At 65.5% G+C, this 13,396-nt stretch carries 14 protein-coding genes; 6 read left to right on the plus strand and 8 right to left on the minus strand.

Annotated elements, in window-relative coordinates; translation table 11 throughout:
* Positions 1-25 precede the first annotated feature (25 nt).
* The gene (locus AB3147_RS17450) at positions 26-451 is read left to right on the plus strand and encodes an OsmC family protein (protein ID WP_056562575.1); all 426 of its coding nucleotides are present in this window, start codon (positions 26-28) and stop codon (positions 449-451) included.
* 129 nt (positions 452-580) lie between these two features.
* On the plus strand, positions 581-1,870 hold the full coding sequence (locus tag AB3147_RS17455; RefSeq protein WP_367352571.1) for an Nramp family divalent metal transporter: 1,290 nt from the start codon (positions 581-583) through the stop codon (positions 1,868-1,870).
* 78 nt (positions 1,871-1,948) lie between these two features.
* Here the strand turns inward: AB3147_RS17455 and AB3147_RS17460 are convergent, their stop codons facing one another.
* Together AB3147_RS17460 and AB3147_RS17465 are read right to left on the minus strand one after the other, a co-directional pair.
* On the minus strand, positions 1,949-2,170 hold the full coding sequence (locus AB3147_RS17460) for an XRE family transcriptional regulator (protein WP_105239468.1): 222 nt from the start codon (positions 2,168-2,170) through the stop codon (positions 1,949-1,951).
* Positions 2,171-2,341: 171 nt separating this feature from the next.
* Complete coding sequence (locus AB3147_RS17465) at positions 2,342-2,974, minus strand: TetR/AcrR family transcriptional regulator (RefSeq protein WP_254594134.1); 633 nt, start codon at positions 2,972-2,974, stop codon at positions 2,342-2,344.
* Between the two features lie 127 nt (positions 2,975-3,101).
* Between AB3147_RS17465 and AB3147_RS17470 the strand changes: the two genes are divergently transcribed.
* Positions 3,102-4,385, plus strand: coding sequence for an MFS transporter (locus tag AB3147_RS17470; protein ID WP_367352572.1), 1,284 nt, complete (start codon positions 3,102-3,104; stop codon positions 4,383-4,385).
* A gap of 35 nt (positions 4,386-4,420) precedes the next feature.
* On the opposite strand, the gene AB3147_RS17475 is transcribed toward AB3147_RS17470, so the two are convergent.
* Positions 4,421-5,125: a GntR family transcriptional regulator gene (locus tag AB3147_RS17475; protein ID WP_239214008.1), complete on the minus strand. Its 705-nt coding sequence runs from the start codon at positions 5,123-5,125 to the stop codon at positions 4,421-4,423.
* Between the two features lie 128 nt (positions 5,126-5,253).
* On the opposite strand from AB3147_RS17475, the gene AB3147_RS17480 reads away from it, so the two are divergent.
* From AB3147_RS17480 to AB3147_RS17490, 3 genes are all read left to right on the plus strand, one after another.
* Positions 5,254-6,249 carry a Bug family tripartite tricarboxylate transporter substrate binding protein gene (locus tag AB3147_RS17480; protein WP_367352573.1) on the plus strand — a complete coding sequence of 332 codons (996 nt, stop codon included), beginning with the start codon at positions 5,254-5,256 and terminating at the stop codon, positions 6,247-6,249.
* Between the two features lie 61 nt (positions 6,250-6,310).
* Positions 6,311-7,099 carry an enoyl-CoA hydratase/isomerase family protein gene (locus AB3147_RS17485; RefSeq protein ID WP_218344735.1) on the plus strand — a complete coding sequence of 263 codons (789 nt, stop codon included), beginning with the start codon at positions 6,311-6,313 and terminating at the stop codon, positions 7,097-7,099.
* Between the two features lie 21 nt (positions 7,100-7,120).
* Positions 7,121-8,392: a CaiB/BaiF CoA transferase family protein gene (locus AB3147_RS17490; RefSeq protein ID WP_367352574.1), complete on the plus strand. Its 1,272-nt coding sequence runs from the start codon at positions 7,121-7,123 to the stop codon at positions 8,390-8,392.
* Positions 8,393-8,437: 45 nt separating this feature from the next.
* On the opposite strand, the gene AB3147_RS17495 is transcribed toward AB3147_RS17490, so the two are convergent.
* From AB3147_RS17495 to AB3147_RS17515, 5 genes are all read right to left on the minus strand, one after another.
* Entirely contained in the window at positions 8,438-9,166 is a 729-nt protein-coding gene (locus AB3147_RS17495; protein ID WP_218344733.1) for an ABC transporter ATP-binding protein, read from the minus strand.
* Positions 9,163-9,966 (minus strand): ABC transporter ATP-binding protein, encoded by an 804-nt coding sequence (locus tag AB3147_RS17500; RefSeq protein ID WP_239214004.1) that lies wholly within the window; start codon positions 9,964-9,966, stop codon positions 9,163-9,165. The genes AB3147_RS17495 and AB3147_RS17500 overlap by 4 nt, the downstream gene beginning before the upstream one ends.
* Positions 9,963-11,051: an ABC transporter permease subunit gene (locus AB3147_RS17505; RefSeq protein ID WP_175123463.1), complete on the minus strand. Its 1,089-nt coding sequence runs from the start codon at positions 11,049-11,051 to the stop codon at positions 9,963-9,965. The genes AB3147_RS17500 and AB3147_RS17505 overlap by 4 nt, the downstream gene beginning before the upstream one ends.
* The gene (locus tag AB3147_RS17510) at positions 11,048-11,977 is read right to left on the minus strand and encodes a branched-chain amino acid ABC transporter permease (protein WP_175138385.1); all 930 of its coding nucleotides are present in this window, start codon (positions 11,975-11,977) and stop codon (positions 11,048-11,050) included. The genes AB3147_RS17505 and AB3147_RS17510 overlap by 4 nt, the downstream gene beginning before the upstream one ends.
* A gap of 181 nt (positions 11,978-12,158) precedes the next feature.
* Positions 12,159-13,304: a branched-chain amino acid ABC transporter substrate-binding protein gene (locus tag AB3147_RS17515; RefSeq protein ID WP_367352575.1), complete on the minus strand. Its 1,146-nt coding sequence runs from the start codon at positions 13,302-13,304 to the stop codon at positions 12,159-12,161.
* Positions 13,305-13,396: the final 92 nt, after the last annotated feature.

A 13,396-nucleotide genomic window follows, 5' to 3' on the forward strand; every position in this document is an offset into this window, starting at 1 on the left:
CCGCGTTCCCACACAGGAGTCCTGTATGAAGAAAACCGCATCCGCCGCCTGGTCGGGCGATCTGAAGACTGGCAAAGGCACGATTTCCACGCAGAGCGGCGCGCTCAAGAGCCAACCCTACGGTTTCAATACCCGCTTCGGCGACACGCCGGGCACCAACCCCGAAGAACTGCTGGGCGCGGCGCACGCCGGCTGCTTCACCATGGCGCTGTCCAACATTCTTTCCGAAGCCGGCCTGGTCGCGGACAGCCTGGACACCAAGGCCGAAGTCACGCTGGACAAGCTCGACGATGGGTTTGCCATCACCGCCGTCCATCTGACCGTCGAGGCGGTCATTCCGGGCGCCTCCGCCGAGGCCTTCGAGGACGCCGCGCGCAAGGCCGAAAAGGGCTGCCCGGTTTCCAAGGTGCTGAACGCCAAGATCTCGATGGACGCCAAGCTCAAGTCCTGATCAGCGCGGGCGATCCGGCCTCTGAACCGGGGCCGGATCATTGGCGCGCCCTATTCCGGGCGTGGTCAAAATCAATTGGACGATGCAAAGTCGCTTCCGGACAATGAGAACCATTCTCAGGAGCGACGCATGACCGGATTCATCTACGCGATTTCAGGCGGCAATGCCGCCCTGGCGCAGGACGCGCGGACTTCCGCCAACCTGCGCCGCATGGTCGGGTCCGGCATTCTCGTGGCCGTCGGCTACATCGACCCGGGCAACTGGGCCACCGACATCGCCGGCGGCAGCGGCTTCGGCTATGGGCTGTTGATGGTCGTCATCACATCGGCCTTTCTGGCACTGGGCTTTCAAGTGCTGGTGTCGCGTCTGGCGCTGGCAACCGGCCAGGATCTGGCCACCCTCACCGCCCGCCATCTGTCGCCCCGTCTGGCCAAAGCCGCCTGGCTGGCCGGCGAGGCCGCCATCCTGGCCACCGCGCTGGCCGAACTGATTGGCGGCGCGATTGCACTGCGGCTGCTGTTCAATCTGCCGCTCATCGCAGGGGTTGCCGTCACGGGCATCGGCACCTTCGCCGTGCTGGCCATGACGCGTGGCAATGCCGATCGGCACGAACGCGTGATCGCCCTGCTCTTGTCCGTGGTGGCGCTGTCGTTCATATTTTTGCTGTTCAAGGCCAATCCGGCCTGGACAGAAGTGGCGCATGGCGTGAGCGAGACCGGCAAGGCACTGCGCGATCCGCAAGGTTTCCTGATTGCGCTGGGGATTCTTGGCGCGACCCTTATGCCGCACAACCTTTACCTGCATTCCGGCACGCTGGCGCAACGGGCGCAAGGCTTGCCCCAGCAGGCGCGCGGCATGGCGATGCGCGTGGCGCGCAACGACACCATCGTGTCCTTGGGCGTGGCGATGCTGATCAACGCGGCGATCATGATCGTCGCTGCGGCGTCGCTGTCCGGTTCCGGGATGGTGGTGTCCAGCCTGGACGACGCCCACGCGGTGATCGGCCATACGTTAGGGATCGGCGCAGCGGTGGTGTTCGCCGTGGCCTTGTATGCCGCCGGACAAAGCTCCACCATCACGGGCGTGCTGGCTGGCCGCATCCTGTCGCAGGGCTTCCAGGTGGGCAGCAACTGGTCGGACCGGCGCCGTGCGTTGATGACGCGCGTGGTGGCAGGCGCCGCCGCCGTGGGCCTGCTTGCGTTCACGGGTGGCAAGGATCCGGACGGATTGCTGGTGCTCAGCCAGGTCATCCTGAGCCTGGCGTTGCCCTTCGCCCTGGGACCGCTGGTGGTGCTGGCATGCCGCAAACGCCTGATGGGCGCCTATGTGCTGCGGGGCGCCTGGGCCTGGGCCGCGATCGGGGCAACCGTGGGCATCATCGTGCTGGACGGCTACCTGCTGCTTGATCTCGTCGCCTGAAAGGGCCACACCGCCCTCTGCGGCGGACACAAAAAAAACGCCAGCGATCAAAGCTGGCGTTTTTTCTGGCGGGGTACTTCAGTGGTAGGCGGAGACTACCGGATGCTGACGACGGCCGGCGTCCATATTGTGCAGGACCTCGCCGACGGCACCGCCCAGTGCGGCCATGCGCAGCTTCAGGCGCAACCAGCGCGAGCCTGCGTGGGGGCCGGACAGGGTTTCCGCCTTGATGGCCTCGCGGATCAGGGACCGCTCCAGCGCATCCGACATACGGGCATTTTTCAACGCGGTATCGCTCATGATTCTCTCCTTGAGAAAAGCGATGTGGAACAACGTGAAGCCATCTTAGATCCACGTATGCTGCGTTGCAATAAAAATCACAAACATTTTTTTCGGCGTTGCGCAATGGGGACAAACACCACCAAAACGGTGCGCGCCGCACAGGGTTACGCACCGCTTTTGTGCGATGACCTAGCCCGTCCGGCGGGGCAGATGCGCCTGGATCAGCTTGTCGGCCATCGCCGCCACCCTGCCCGCCGGTCCGCCTTCACCAAAAAGCTGGCTTGAGACGAACGCGCCCTCGATCAACAGCAGCAATCCGTCTGCCAACGCTTCCGGGTCCTCCGCCCCCATCCCGGCAGCCATGGCGTTCAGCCGGCGGCGCAGTTCGCGCTTGTGTTCCACGGCGACGGCGCGGGCGGGATGCTCCGATTCCGGGTACTCGACGGCCGCGTTCGTCAGCCCGCAACCCCGATAGCCGTTCTGCACCGCGCGGCCGGCCATGCCGGTCAGATAGTCGAGCAACTGGGCGCGCGGGTCGCCCGGATGCGCGGCGCAGGCGGCGTCAAAGCGTGCCCAGAATTCGGCGTCGTAGTCGCGCAGGTACGCAGCGGCCAGTTCGTCCTTCGAGGAAAAGCTGCGGTACAGGCTGGGCTTGGTCACGCCCGCCTGGGTGACGATGGCGTCCACACCCACCGCGCGGATGCCGTCGCGGTAGAACATCTCGCGAGCGGTCTTGCGGATGCGGTCGGCCGCCAGAAGCGGCTTGGACGCGGATTTGCCGGCCTTGCCGGTGGCGGCGGCGGAAGGGGTCTTGCTGGCCATACAGGGGCTCCTTTTTTGCGGAACGACACGCACGGCCGCTCCGGAAACAGGGTCGCCAAAAAACGCTTGACGATGTTACTGACCGGTACGTACTATTCGCGAACCTTAATACGTACCGGTCAGTAACATGAGTATAGCCCAGCCTCCCTTTCCCTTCCGCCGCGCCGGCCAGAAGTATGCGTTCGTGGTCGTCGGCGTGATCTTTCTGTCACTGCTGGTCGCGGCCGGCTTGCGGTCTTCGCCCAGTGTGCTGCTGGTGCCGCTGGAAGAGACGTTCGGATGGAGCCGAAGCTCCATTTCGTTTGCCGCGGCGCTGGGCATTTTTCTGTACGGATTGGTGGGCCCGTTCGCGGCCGCCGCGATGGAACGCTTTGGGCTGCGGCGCGTGCTGATCACCGCGCTGATCCTGATGTCGGCGTCCAGCGCCGTCAGTGCCTATATGACCGAGCCCTGGCATTTGATCATGACCTGGGGCGTGTTCTCGGGCCTGAGTTCGGGCGCCGTGGCGATCGTGATGGGCGCCACCGTGGTCAACCGCTGGTTCGTCAAGCACCGCGGGCTGATGATGGGCCTGCTGACCGCCAGCGCCGCCACCGGCACGCTTGTGTTTCTGCCCGTGCTGGCCGCGCTGGCCTCGTCGGGCGATTGGACGCGCGTGGTCTGGACGGTGGCGGGCGCCGCAGCCGCGCTGGTGCCATTGGCCTGGTGGCTGGTGCCCGACCGTCCGTCCAGCGTGGGCCTCGTGCCGTTCGGCAGCGATCCGCACGCACCGCCCGCGCCCGCCGCGCCGCGCACCGGCATGGTGGCCGCCACGTTCGGCACGCTGGCCCGGGCGGCCAAGACCCGCACGTTCTGGTATCTGTTCGCCACGTTTTTCGTGTGCGGCTTCACGACGAACGGCTTGGTCGGCACGCACCTGATCGCGCTTTGCGGCGACCACGGCATGCCCGAGGTGCAGGCGGCCGGACTGCTGGCCATGATGGGCATCTTTGACCTGCTCGGCACCACGGCATCCGGGTGGCTGACCGACCGCTACGACCCGCGCAAGCTGCTGTTCGTTTACTACGCCTTGCGCGGCCTGTCGCTCATGTACCTGCCCTACTCCGATTTCTCGTTCTACAGCCTGTCGATCTTCGCGATCTTCTTCGGCCTTGACTGGATCGCCACGGTGCCGCCGACGCTGCGCCTGACGACGGAAGCGTTCGGCGAACGCGACGCGTCGATCGTCTTCGGGTGGATCGTGGCGGGTCACCAGATGGGCGCGGCCAGCGCCGCCTGGATGGCGGGCGCGCTGCGCGAGGCACAGGGCAACTACCTGATGGCTTTCGTGGTGTCAGGCGCGACGGGCATCATCGCCGCCGTGCTTGCCTTGATGATCGGCCGAAAGCGCGTGCTCGTGCAGCCCGCCTGATTCCCAACCGCATGGCGGCGCAGGCCGCCATGCCGTCAGGCCACGCCGTTCCCGGACCGGCCGCGCAGGTTGTAGGCTTTCTTGCCGCCGACATGCTTGCGAATCAGCGCTTCGGCGCGTTCGCCATCGCGCGCCAACAGTGCCCGCACGAAGGCCTCGTGGTCGGCCACCGCCGTCGTCCATTCATCCAGGTCGAAATTGGACTTGTAGCGCAGCGCCTGCACCTGCAGGTTCAACCGATCGTAGGAATGCGACAACGCCGGATTGTGCGCGGCGCGGTTGATTGCGATGTGCGTGCCCATGCTGGCCGCGAAATACGCGCGGATATCGCGTTTCTCATAGTTTTCAAGCATCTGCGCATGCAGACGCGCGATCTGGGCGAGCTCCGCCTCGGACGCGCGCTCGGCGGCGCTGCGCACCGCCAGCCCCTCCAGCACCGACAACACGTCGAAGATGTTTTCGATGTCTTCGGCTGACAGCTCGATCACCATCGCCCCGCGCTTGGGCTGCAAGGTCACCAGGCCATCCGAGGCCAGCATCCGGTACGCCTCGCGTAGCGGCGTGCGGGAAATCTTCAGTTGATCGCACAGATCCCGTTCGTTCAGCCAGGTGCCCGGCTTCAGGGTGCCATCGATGATCAATTGGCGTAGCCGTTCCGCCACGACCGCCGGCAAGGTGGGATGGTGGATGGCCAAATCGGGGACGGACACGTCGGCAATCAGGGGTTCAGGGTTAGCCATGGGTTGTTCATGCTCGCGACTTCGACTATTTTTGTATCTGGTATACCAAACACCAACGGCATACCAACCTGACCCAAATCATAGAGCAAGCAGCCCCTGGGCAGGATTCATCCACCAAAGGAGACCCTATGAAAAAGCATGCTCGCGCCTGGATCGGCGTATTGACGCTGTCCGCCGGACTGTCGGCCGTCACCCCCGCCCTGGCGCAGGACTACTCGAAATGGCCGGAACGTCCGATTCGCCTGGTCGTCGGTTTCGTTCCCGGCGGCGGCACCGACGTGTCGGCCCGGATTCTGTCGGCACGGCTCTCCTCCCTGCTCGGCCAGCAGGTCGTGGTCGAGAACAAGCCGGGCGCCTCCGGCCTGATCGCGGCCGATTACGTGGTGAAGGCCGACCCGGACGGCTACACGCTGCTCCTGGCCAACATGCAATCCACTGTCGCGGCCCCCTATGTCGTGCAGTCCAACATCGACCCCAACAAGGATTTCACGGCGGTGCGGTACATCGGATCCGTGCCCAACGTACTGGTCGTAAACCCCACCAAGCATGCCTACACCACCGTGCAGAATCTGGTGGACGACGCCCGGGCCAAGCCCAAGCAACTGCTGTACGCCTCATCCGGCATGGGAAGTCCGCAGCACCTGAGCGCCGCACGGTTTTCGCAGATTGCCGGCGTGTCCATGGAGCACGTGCCCTACAAAGGCAGCGGTCAGGCCATGACCGACCTGCTCGGCGGCAACGTCGACCTGAACTTCGACACGCTGCCCGGCGCAATCAACCAGATCCAGGCGGGCAAGCTGCGTCCGCTGGCCGTGACCAGCCCCGAACGCAGCAAGCGGCTGCCCGACGTGCCGACGCTGGCCGAATCCGGCATCAAGGGTCTGGACGTCGTGCAGTGGTACGCCGTCCTCGCGCCTGCCCAACTGCCCCGTCCGATCATGGACAAGCTGGATCGGGCACTCGCCCAGACGCTCGCGGACCCCGAGATCGCCGCCAAGTTGGCCGATCAGGGCATGGACCTGGGCGGCGGCCCGCAAACCCCCGCGGCCTTCGCGTCCTACGTGCGGGATGAATGGAGCAAGTACGGCAAGCTCACCGCGAGCCTGGGCCTGAAGAAGCAATAAGCCTCGACGCTGAACCCGATCCATCCGGCGGGGACCGCCCCGCGCAAGCAAAAGGAACCTCATGACTGCTACCGCTACCCCCATCCTGCTCGAGCGCAACGGCGACATCGCGACCGTGGTGCTGAACCGGCCCGAAAAGCTCAACGCGTTCACCATCGACAGTTGGCGGCTGCTGGGCGACACGTTTCTCGAACTGGACCGCGACGACGGCGTGCGCTGCGTGCTGCTGCGCGGCGCGGGTGAGAAGGCGTTTTCGCCCGGCAACGACATCGGCGAATTCGAGACCGCGCGCAGCAACAAGCGCCAGGCGGTGGAATACGGCGCCGTCATGCGCCGCACGATCGAGGCGATCGGCGGCTGCCGTCACCCCGTGGTCGCGCAGATCCACGGCATCTGCGTGGGCGGCGGGCTGGAGATCGCCAGCCTGGCCGACCTGCGCATCTGCGGCGAAAGCTCGCGGTTCGGCGTGCCCATCAAGAATCTGGGTCTCGTGATGTCGTACTCGGAGCTGGCCCCGCTGGTTCGGCTGGTCGGTCCGACCGTCGCGCTGCAGGTCTTGCTGGAAGGCAACATCTTCGACGCCGCCGAAGCCTTGCGCCTGGGCGTCGTCTCGCGCGTGGTCGCGGACGACAAGGTGGCCGACGAGGCGCAGGCGGCCGCACGCCGGATCGCCGATGGCGCGCCGCTGGTGGCCCGCTGGCACAAGAAGTTCGTGCGCAATCTGGTGCAGGGCAAGACGCTGACGGACGCCGACCGCGACGAGGCTTTCGACTGCTTCGACACCGAAGACTTCCGCGCGGGCTATCGCGCCTTCCTGGCCAAGGCCAAGCCGCAATTTACCGGCCGCTGAACGAGAGATCGAGGAATACGCATGCACAACGACACCCGCGGCTCCGGCCGCCCGCCCTTCCCTGGTTCTGATGCCCCCGCCGGCGCGCTGGCCGGCATGCGCGTCATCGAGCTGTCCCAGATCATGGCTGGCCCCACCTGCGGCATGATGCTGGCCGACTTGGGGGCCGACGTCATCAAGGTCGAAAAGATCGACGGTGGCGACGATTCGCGCCAGTATCGCGACCCGCAGATCAACGGCATCTCGGCGCCATACCTGATGCTCAACCGCAACAAGCGCGCCATCGCGCTGGACCTCAAACATCCGGAAGGCAAGAAGGTCCTGTTGCGCATGATCCGCGACGCCGACGTGGTGACCGAGAACTTCCGCAAGGGCACGATGGAGAAGCTGGGCCTGGGCTACGAGACGCTGCGCAAGGAGAACCCGGGCCTGATCTATTGCGCCGTGTCCGGCTACGGCACGACCGGCCCCTTTGCGGATAAAGGCGGCTTCGATCTCGTGGCGCAGGGGTTTTCAGGCTTGATGGCCATCACCGGTGAGCCTGGCGGCCCGCCGCTGCGCACCGGCAATTCGGTGGCCGACATCAACGCGGGCCTGCTGGCGGCCTTCGGCGTGCTGGCCGCGTACCAGCACAAGCAACGCACCGGCGAAGGCCAGATCGTGGAAACTTCGTTGCTGGAAGCCAGCCTGCAGCAGCTCTACTGGCACGCCGCCATCTATTTCGGCAGCGGCGTCTCGCCCGGTCCCACGGGATCGGCGCATGTGCTGAGCGCGCCGTACCAGGCGTTTCCCACGCGCACGGACTGGATCATCATCGGCGGCGCCAATGAAAAGAACTGGCAGCGCATCGCGCAGGCGCTGGACCGGCCCGAGTGGGCGGAAGATCCGCGCTTTGCCCGCAATCGCGACCGCATGCAGAACCGCGATGAATTGGTGGAGGAAATCTCCGCCATCCTGAAGACCCGTGATGCGCAGGAATGGCTGGACATCTTCGACGACGCGGGTGTTCCGGCGGGCCCCGTGCACTCGATCGCGCAGGCGTTATCGCACCCGCAGACGCTGGCGCGTGAAATGGTGGTGGAACAGGATCATCCGGTGGCCGGCAAGGTCCGCACCGTGGGGATGCCCGTGAAACTGTCCGCCACGCCCGCCCGCTACCATCGCGCCGCGCCGCGGCTGGGCGAGGACTCCATCGCGATCCTGGGGGAATTCGGCTACGGCAAGGAAGAGATCGACGCGCTGATCGGCGCCGGGGTGGTCGCGGCCGTGGACCGTGAACCGGTGCAGGCCTGAAGCAGAAAGAACGCAAGGCGGCAAGACCGCCTTGCGTCCGCCTGATTACTCCACTTCGCCCAGGTACGCCGCGCGCACCTTGGGATCGTGCAGCATGTCGCGCGCGGGGCCGGACAAGGTGATCTCGCCCGACTCCATCACGTAGCCGCGATGGCTGTTTTCCAGGGCCAGGCGCGCGTTCTGCTCGATGAGCAGAATGGTGACGCCTTCGCTGGCGATGGTGCGAACCACTTCGAACACCTTTTCCACCATCAAGGGCGCCAAGCCCATCGACGGCTCGTCCAGCAGCAGCAGCTTGGGACGGGCGATCATCGCGCGTCCCATCGCCACCATCTGCTGCTCGCCGCCCGACAGCGTGCCGGCGGCCTGCTTGCGGCGTTCGGCCAGACGCGGGAACAAGGTGAAGACGCGATCCGTGTCCTGGCGGATCTGGGCCGCGTCGCGGCGGATGTAGCCGCCCATCGCCAGATTTTCTTCGATCGTCAGCTGCCCGAAAATGCCGCGGCCTTCGGGCACCATGACGAGACCCTTGCGGACCAGCTCATGCGACTTCTGGCCGCCGATGGATTGCCCGGCGTAGACGACTTCGCCGCCGGCCAGCGGCACCAGTCCGCAGATGGCGCGCAGCGTCGTGCTCTTGCCCGCGCCGTTGGCGCCGATCAGGCAGACCAGTTCGCCTTCGTCCACGCGCAGGTCGATGCCGCGCACTGCACGGATGCCGCCGTAGGACACTTGCAGGCCCCGCAGCTCGAGCAGGGGTTGGGATGCCGTCATGTTGCCTGGCCCTCGTTGTGGATGAGCGGATCCTGCGCGGCGCCCGCGCCCAGATACGCTTCAATGACCTTGGGATCGCGCTGCACCTGGGCGGGTTTGCCCATCGCCAGCACTTTCCCGTACTCCAGCACCAGCACGCGATCGCACAGGCCCATGACGAGCTTCATGTCGTGTTCGATCAGCAGCACGGTGACACCGTCCGCGCGGATCTTTTCGACCAGCTTGCGCAGCACTACCGTTTCCGAGGCATTCATGCCCGCGGCCGGTTCGTCCAGCGCCAGCAACTTGGGATCCGTCGCCAGCGCACGCGCGATCTCCAGGCGCCGCTGGTCGCCATACGGCAGCGACCGCGCGACGTCGTTGGCGCGATGGCCGATGCCGACGTAGTCCAGCAGTTCCTGAGCGCGCGCCTCGATGGCGGCCTCTTCGGCACGCGTTGCGCGCGTGCGCAGCACCGCGCCCAGCACGCCGGCGCGGGTGCGCATGTGGCGGCCGATCATCACGTTTTCGATCGCGCTCAGGTTGGCGAACAGGCGGATGTTCTGGAAGGTGCGCGCCAGGCCCGCGTAGGCGACCTCGTGCGGCTTCTTGCCCGCCATGGATTCGCCGTTGAACGTGCAGGTGCCTTCCTCTGGGATGTAGAGGCCGGTCAGCACGTTGAACAGCGTGGTTTTGCCCGCGCCGTTCGGGCCGATCAGGCCGTAGATCTCGCCCTGTTCGATATCGAAACTGACGCCCGACAAGGCCTGCAGGCCGCCAAAGCGCTTGCCCAGTCCCTGGGCTTGCAGCAGTTTGCTCATGCCGCGCCTCCTTGCGTCTTGGTCGCCAGTTCGCGCTTGCGCACCGCCGACGGCCAAAGGCCCGCCGGACGGAACAGCATCACGCACACCATGGCCAGGCCGAACAGCAGCATGCGGATGCCTTCCGGATCCAGCACCACGGCGCCGAACAGCATGTGCTGCACGGGCTCCACGACGGCGCGCAGAAACTCCGGCAACGCAGCCAGGATCAGCGCGCCCAGGATGACGCCCGGAATGTGGCCCATGCCGCCCAGCACCACCATGCACAGGATCGAAATGGACTCCATGAGCGAGAAGCTTTCGGGGCTGACGAAACCTTGCATCGACGCGAACAGCGCGCCGGCCACGCCACCGAACGATGCGCCCATCGCGAAGGCCAGCAGCTTGATGTTGCGGGTGTTGATGCCCATCGCCTTGGCGGCGATTTCATCTTCGCGAATGGCTTCCCACGCACGGCCGATGCGGGAATTCTGCAGGCGCACGCAGACCACGATGATGATGAGCGTCAGCGCGAGCAGCAGGTAGTAGTACTTTTCCGGCCCGGTGAAGCGGATGCCCAGCAGGTTCTGGGTACGCCCAAACGCAAACTCGCCAACCTTGAACGTGTCGATGCGGTTGATGCCCTGTGGCCCGTTGGTGATGTTGATGGGCGCGTTCAGGTTGTTCAGGAAGATGCGGATGATCTCGCCGAACCCTAACGTGACGATGGCCAGGTAGTCGCCTCGCAACTTCAATGTCGGCGCCCCCAACAGCACGCCGAACAGGCATGCCACCGCCAGCGCGATCGGCAGGATCGCCCAGAACGGCAGGTGCAGCCCGAAATGCGGCGACGCAAGCAATGCCCAGGTGTAGGCGCCCACCGCGTAGAACGCGATGTAGCCCAGGTCCAGCAGACCCGCAAAGCCGACCACGATGTTCAGGCCCAACGCCAACATCACGTACAGCAGCGCAAAGTTCAGGATGCGAACCCAGCTTTGGCCGGCCATGCCGATCACGAACGGCAGTACCGCGAGCACGACGCCGATCAGCGCGATGCCGATCAGCGTGCGGGTGGAGAACCCGCTTTTCTTCAGATGCGTGCTCATGCGCGATCCCCCACCCGTTCACCCAGCAGACCCGAGGGACGGAAGATCAGGACCAGCACCAGCACGAAGAACGCGAACACGTCCTGGTAATGGCTGCCCAGGAAGCCGCCCGTCAGGTCGCCGATGTAGCCCGCGCCCAGCGACTCGATGATGCCCAGCAGCAGACCGCCAGCCATCGCGCCCACCAGATTGCCGATGCCGCCCAGCACCGCGGCGGTGAAGGCCTTCAGGCCCAGCATGAAGCCCATCGTGTATTGCGACACGCCGTAATACGTGGCGACCATCATGCCGGCCACGGCTGCGAGCGCCGAGCCGATCAGGAAGGCGGCCGAGATCACGGTATTGATGTTCACGCCCATCAGACCCGCAACCTCGCGGTTCTGCGCGGTGGCGCGCATCGCGGTGCCGAGGCGGGTCTTGTGCACGACCGCCAGCAGTCCGCCCATGATCAGCGCCGCAATCACCACGATGGCGATCTGCAGCGAACTCATGCGCGCGCCGCCAAACTCGAACACTTGCGGCGACAGCACCTGCGGGAAGTTCAGGTAGTTGCGGCCCCAGGCCATCATCGCGACGTTCTGCAGGATGATGGACACGCCGATCGCGGTGATCAGCGCTGCCAGACGCGGCGCGCGGCGCAGCGGCCGGTAGGCCACGCGTTCGGCCGTCCAGCCCACCGCCATGCACAGCGGGACGGAGACCAGCAGGCCGACGCCGAGCACCACGAAGGCCGAGGCGCCGGGATCGCCGCCCACCAGCGTGATGGCGACCGTGGTGGCCGCCATTGCGCCAATCATGACGACGTCGCCATGCGCGAAGTTGATCAGCCCGATGATGCCGTACACCATGGTGTAGCCAAGGGCGACCAGGGCGTACACGCTGCCGAGCGTGACGCCGTTAATCAGTTGTTGAATGAAGATATCCATAGGGGCCGCTGAATAAGCCTGGAAGAATCGCGCGGGGCGGCCAGGGCGCAAAGGCCTGGCCGCGCGTCGCGCGCCGCTGCGCCGGACGGCGCGTGCGGAAAAGAGCGGGCGGAACGTGGCGCGCGGCTAGCGGCGCGCGGCTAGCGGCGCGCGGCCAGCTCCGCCCTGGTTTCAAGCCGGCTTAGTTAGCCTGGCTGACCATCGTTTCAACCATCTCCCACTTGCCGTTCTTGACTTCGTAGATGGTGACCGAGATTTCCTTCAGATCGCCCTTGTCGTCGTAGGAAATGTGCTCGCTCGTCGCGCCCTTGCGGTTCAGCTTGGCCAGCTTGGGCAGGTACTTTTCGGGGTCGGCGGAACCGGCCTCTTCGATGGCCGTGATCATGTTCCAGGCGCCGTCGTAGGCGTAAGGCGCGTACACGCCGGGGGCCTTCTTGAAGCGGGCCTGGTATTTCTGATCGAAGTCCTTGCCCGCGGCCATCTTGTCCAGCGGCACGCCGGCCAGCGAGGCATAGGTGCCGTCGGCGGCGTCGCCCGCCAGCTTGATGAAGGTGTCGCTACGCGTCATTTCGCCGGACACCAGCGGGGCCTTCAGGCCCAGCGTGGCGAGCTGGCGCTTCATCGGGCCGGACTGGGCGTCCAGGCCGCCGTAGAAGATGGCGTCAGGCGCGGAACCCTTGATGTTGGTCAGGATGGCCGTGAAGTCGTTGGCCTTGTCGGTGGTGTATTCGCGGCGCACGACCTGGCCGCCGGCGGCCTTGACGGCCTTCTCGACTTCGTCCGCCAGACCCTGGCCGTAGGCGGTGCGGTCATCGATGATCGCGACCTTCTTGGCCTTCAGGTTCTGCACGATGAACTTGCCGACCGCGGCGCCCTGCTGGGTGTCGCTGGTCATCATGCGGAACGTGGTTTCGTAGCCCTGCTTGGTGTATTCGGGCGAGGTCGCCATGGCGATCTGCGGCAGGCCGGCTTCGTGGTAGACGCGCGACGCGGGAATCGTGGTGCCCGAGTTGAAGTGACCCAGGATGCCCACGACGTCCTGGTCGACGAGTTGCTGGGCGACCTGCACGCCCACGCGCGGATCAGCCTGGTCGTCGCGCGAAACCAGCACGAACTTGGCCGTCTCGCCATCAATCTTGATGCCCTTCTTGTTCGCTTCTTCGAGGGCCAGGTTCAGGCCATTCTGCATGTCCTCGCCGTAGTGCGATTGCGGACCGGTCAGCGGGGCTGCGAAGCCGAACTTGACGTCGGCGGCCTGCGCGGCGGCCGTCATGCCGGCGGCGGCGATGCTTGCAGCGAGAAGCTTCAAAGTGGTGCGGAACTTCATGGGGAATCCTCCGAAATATCGGACTAAGGCCTTGTTATACCTGAGCTTTTAGCCAGGCTTTTGGTTTTTTACTACCGCGGGCCCAGTGATAT

The organism is Achromobacter animicus (assembly GCF_040775605.1).
In the GTDB taxonomy this organism is placed as follows: Bacteria; Pseudomonadota; Gammaproteobacteria; order Burkholderiales; family Burkholderiaceae_B; genus Achromobacter; species Achromobacter animicus.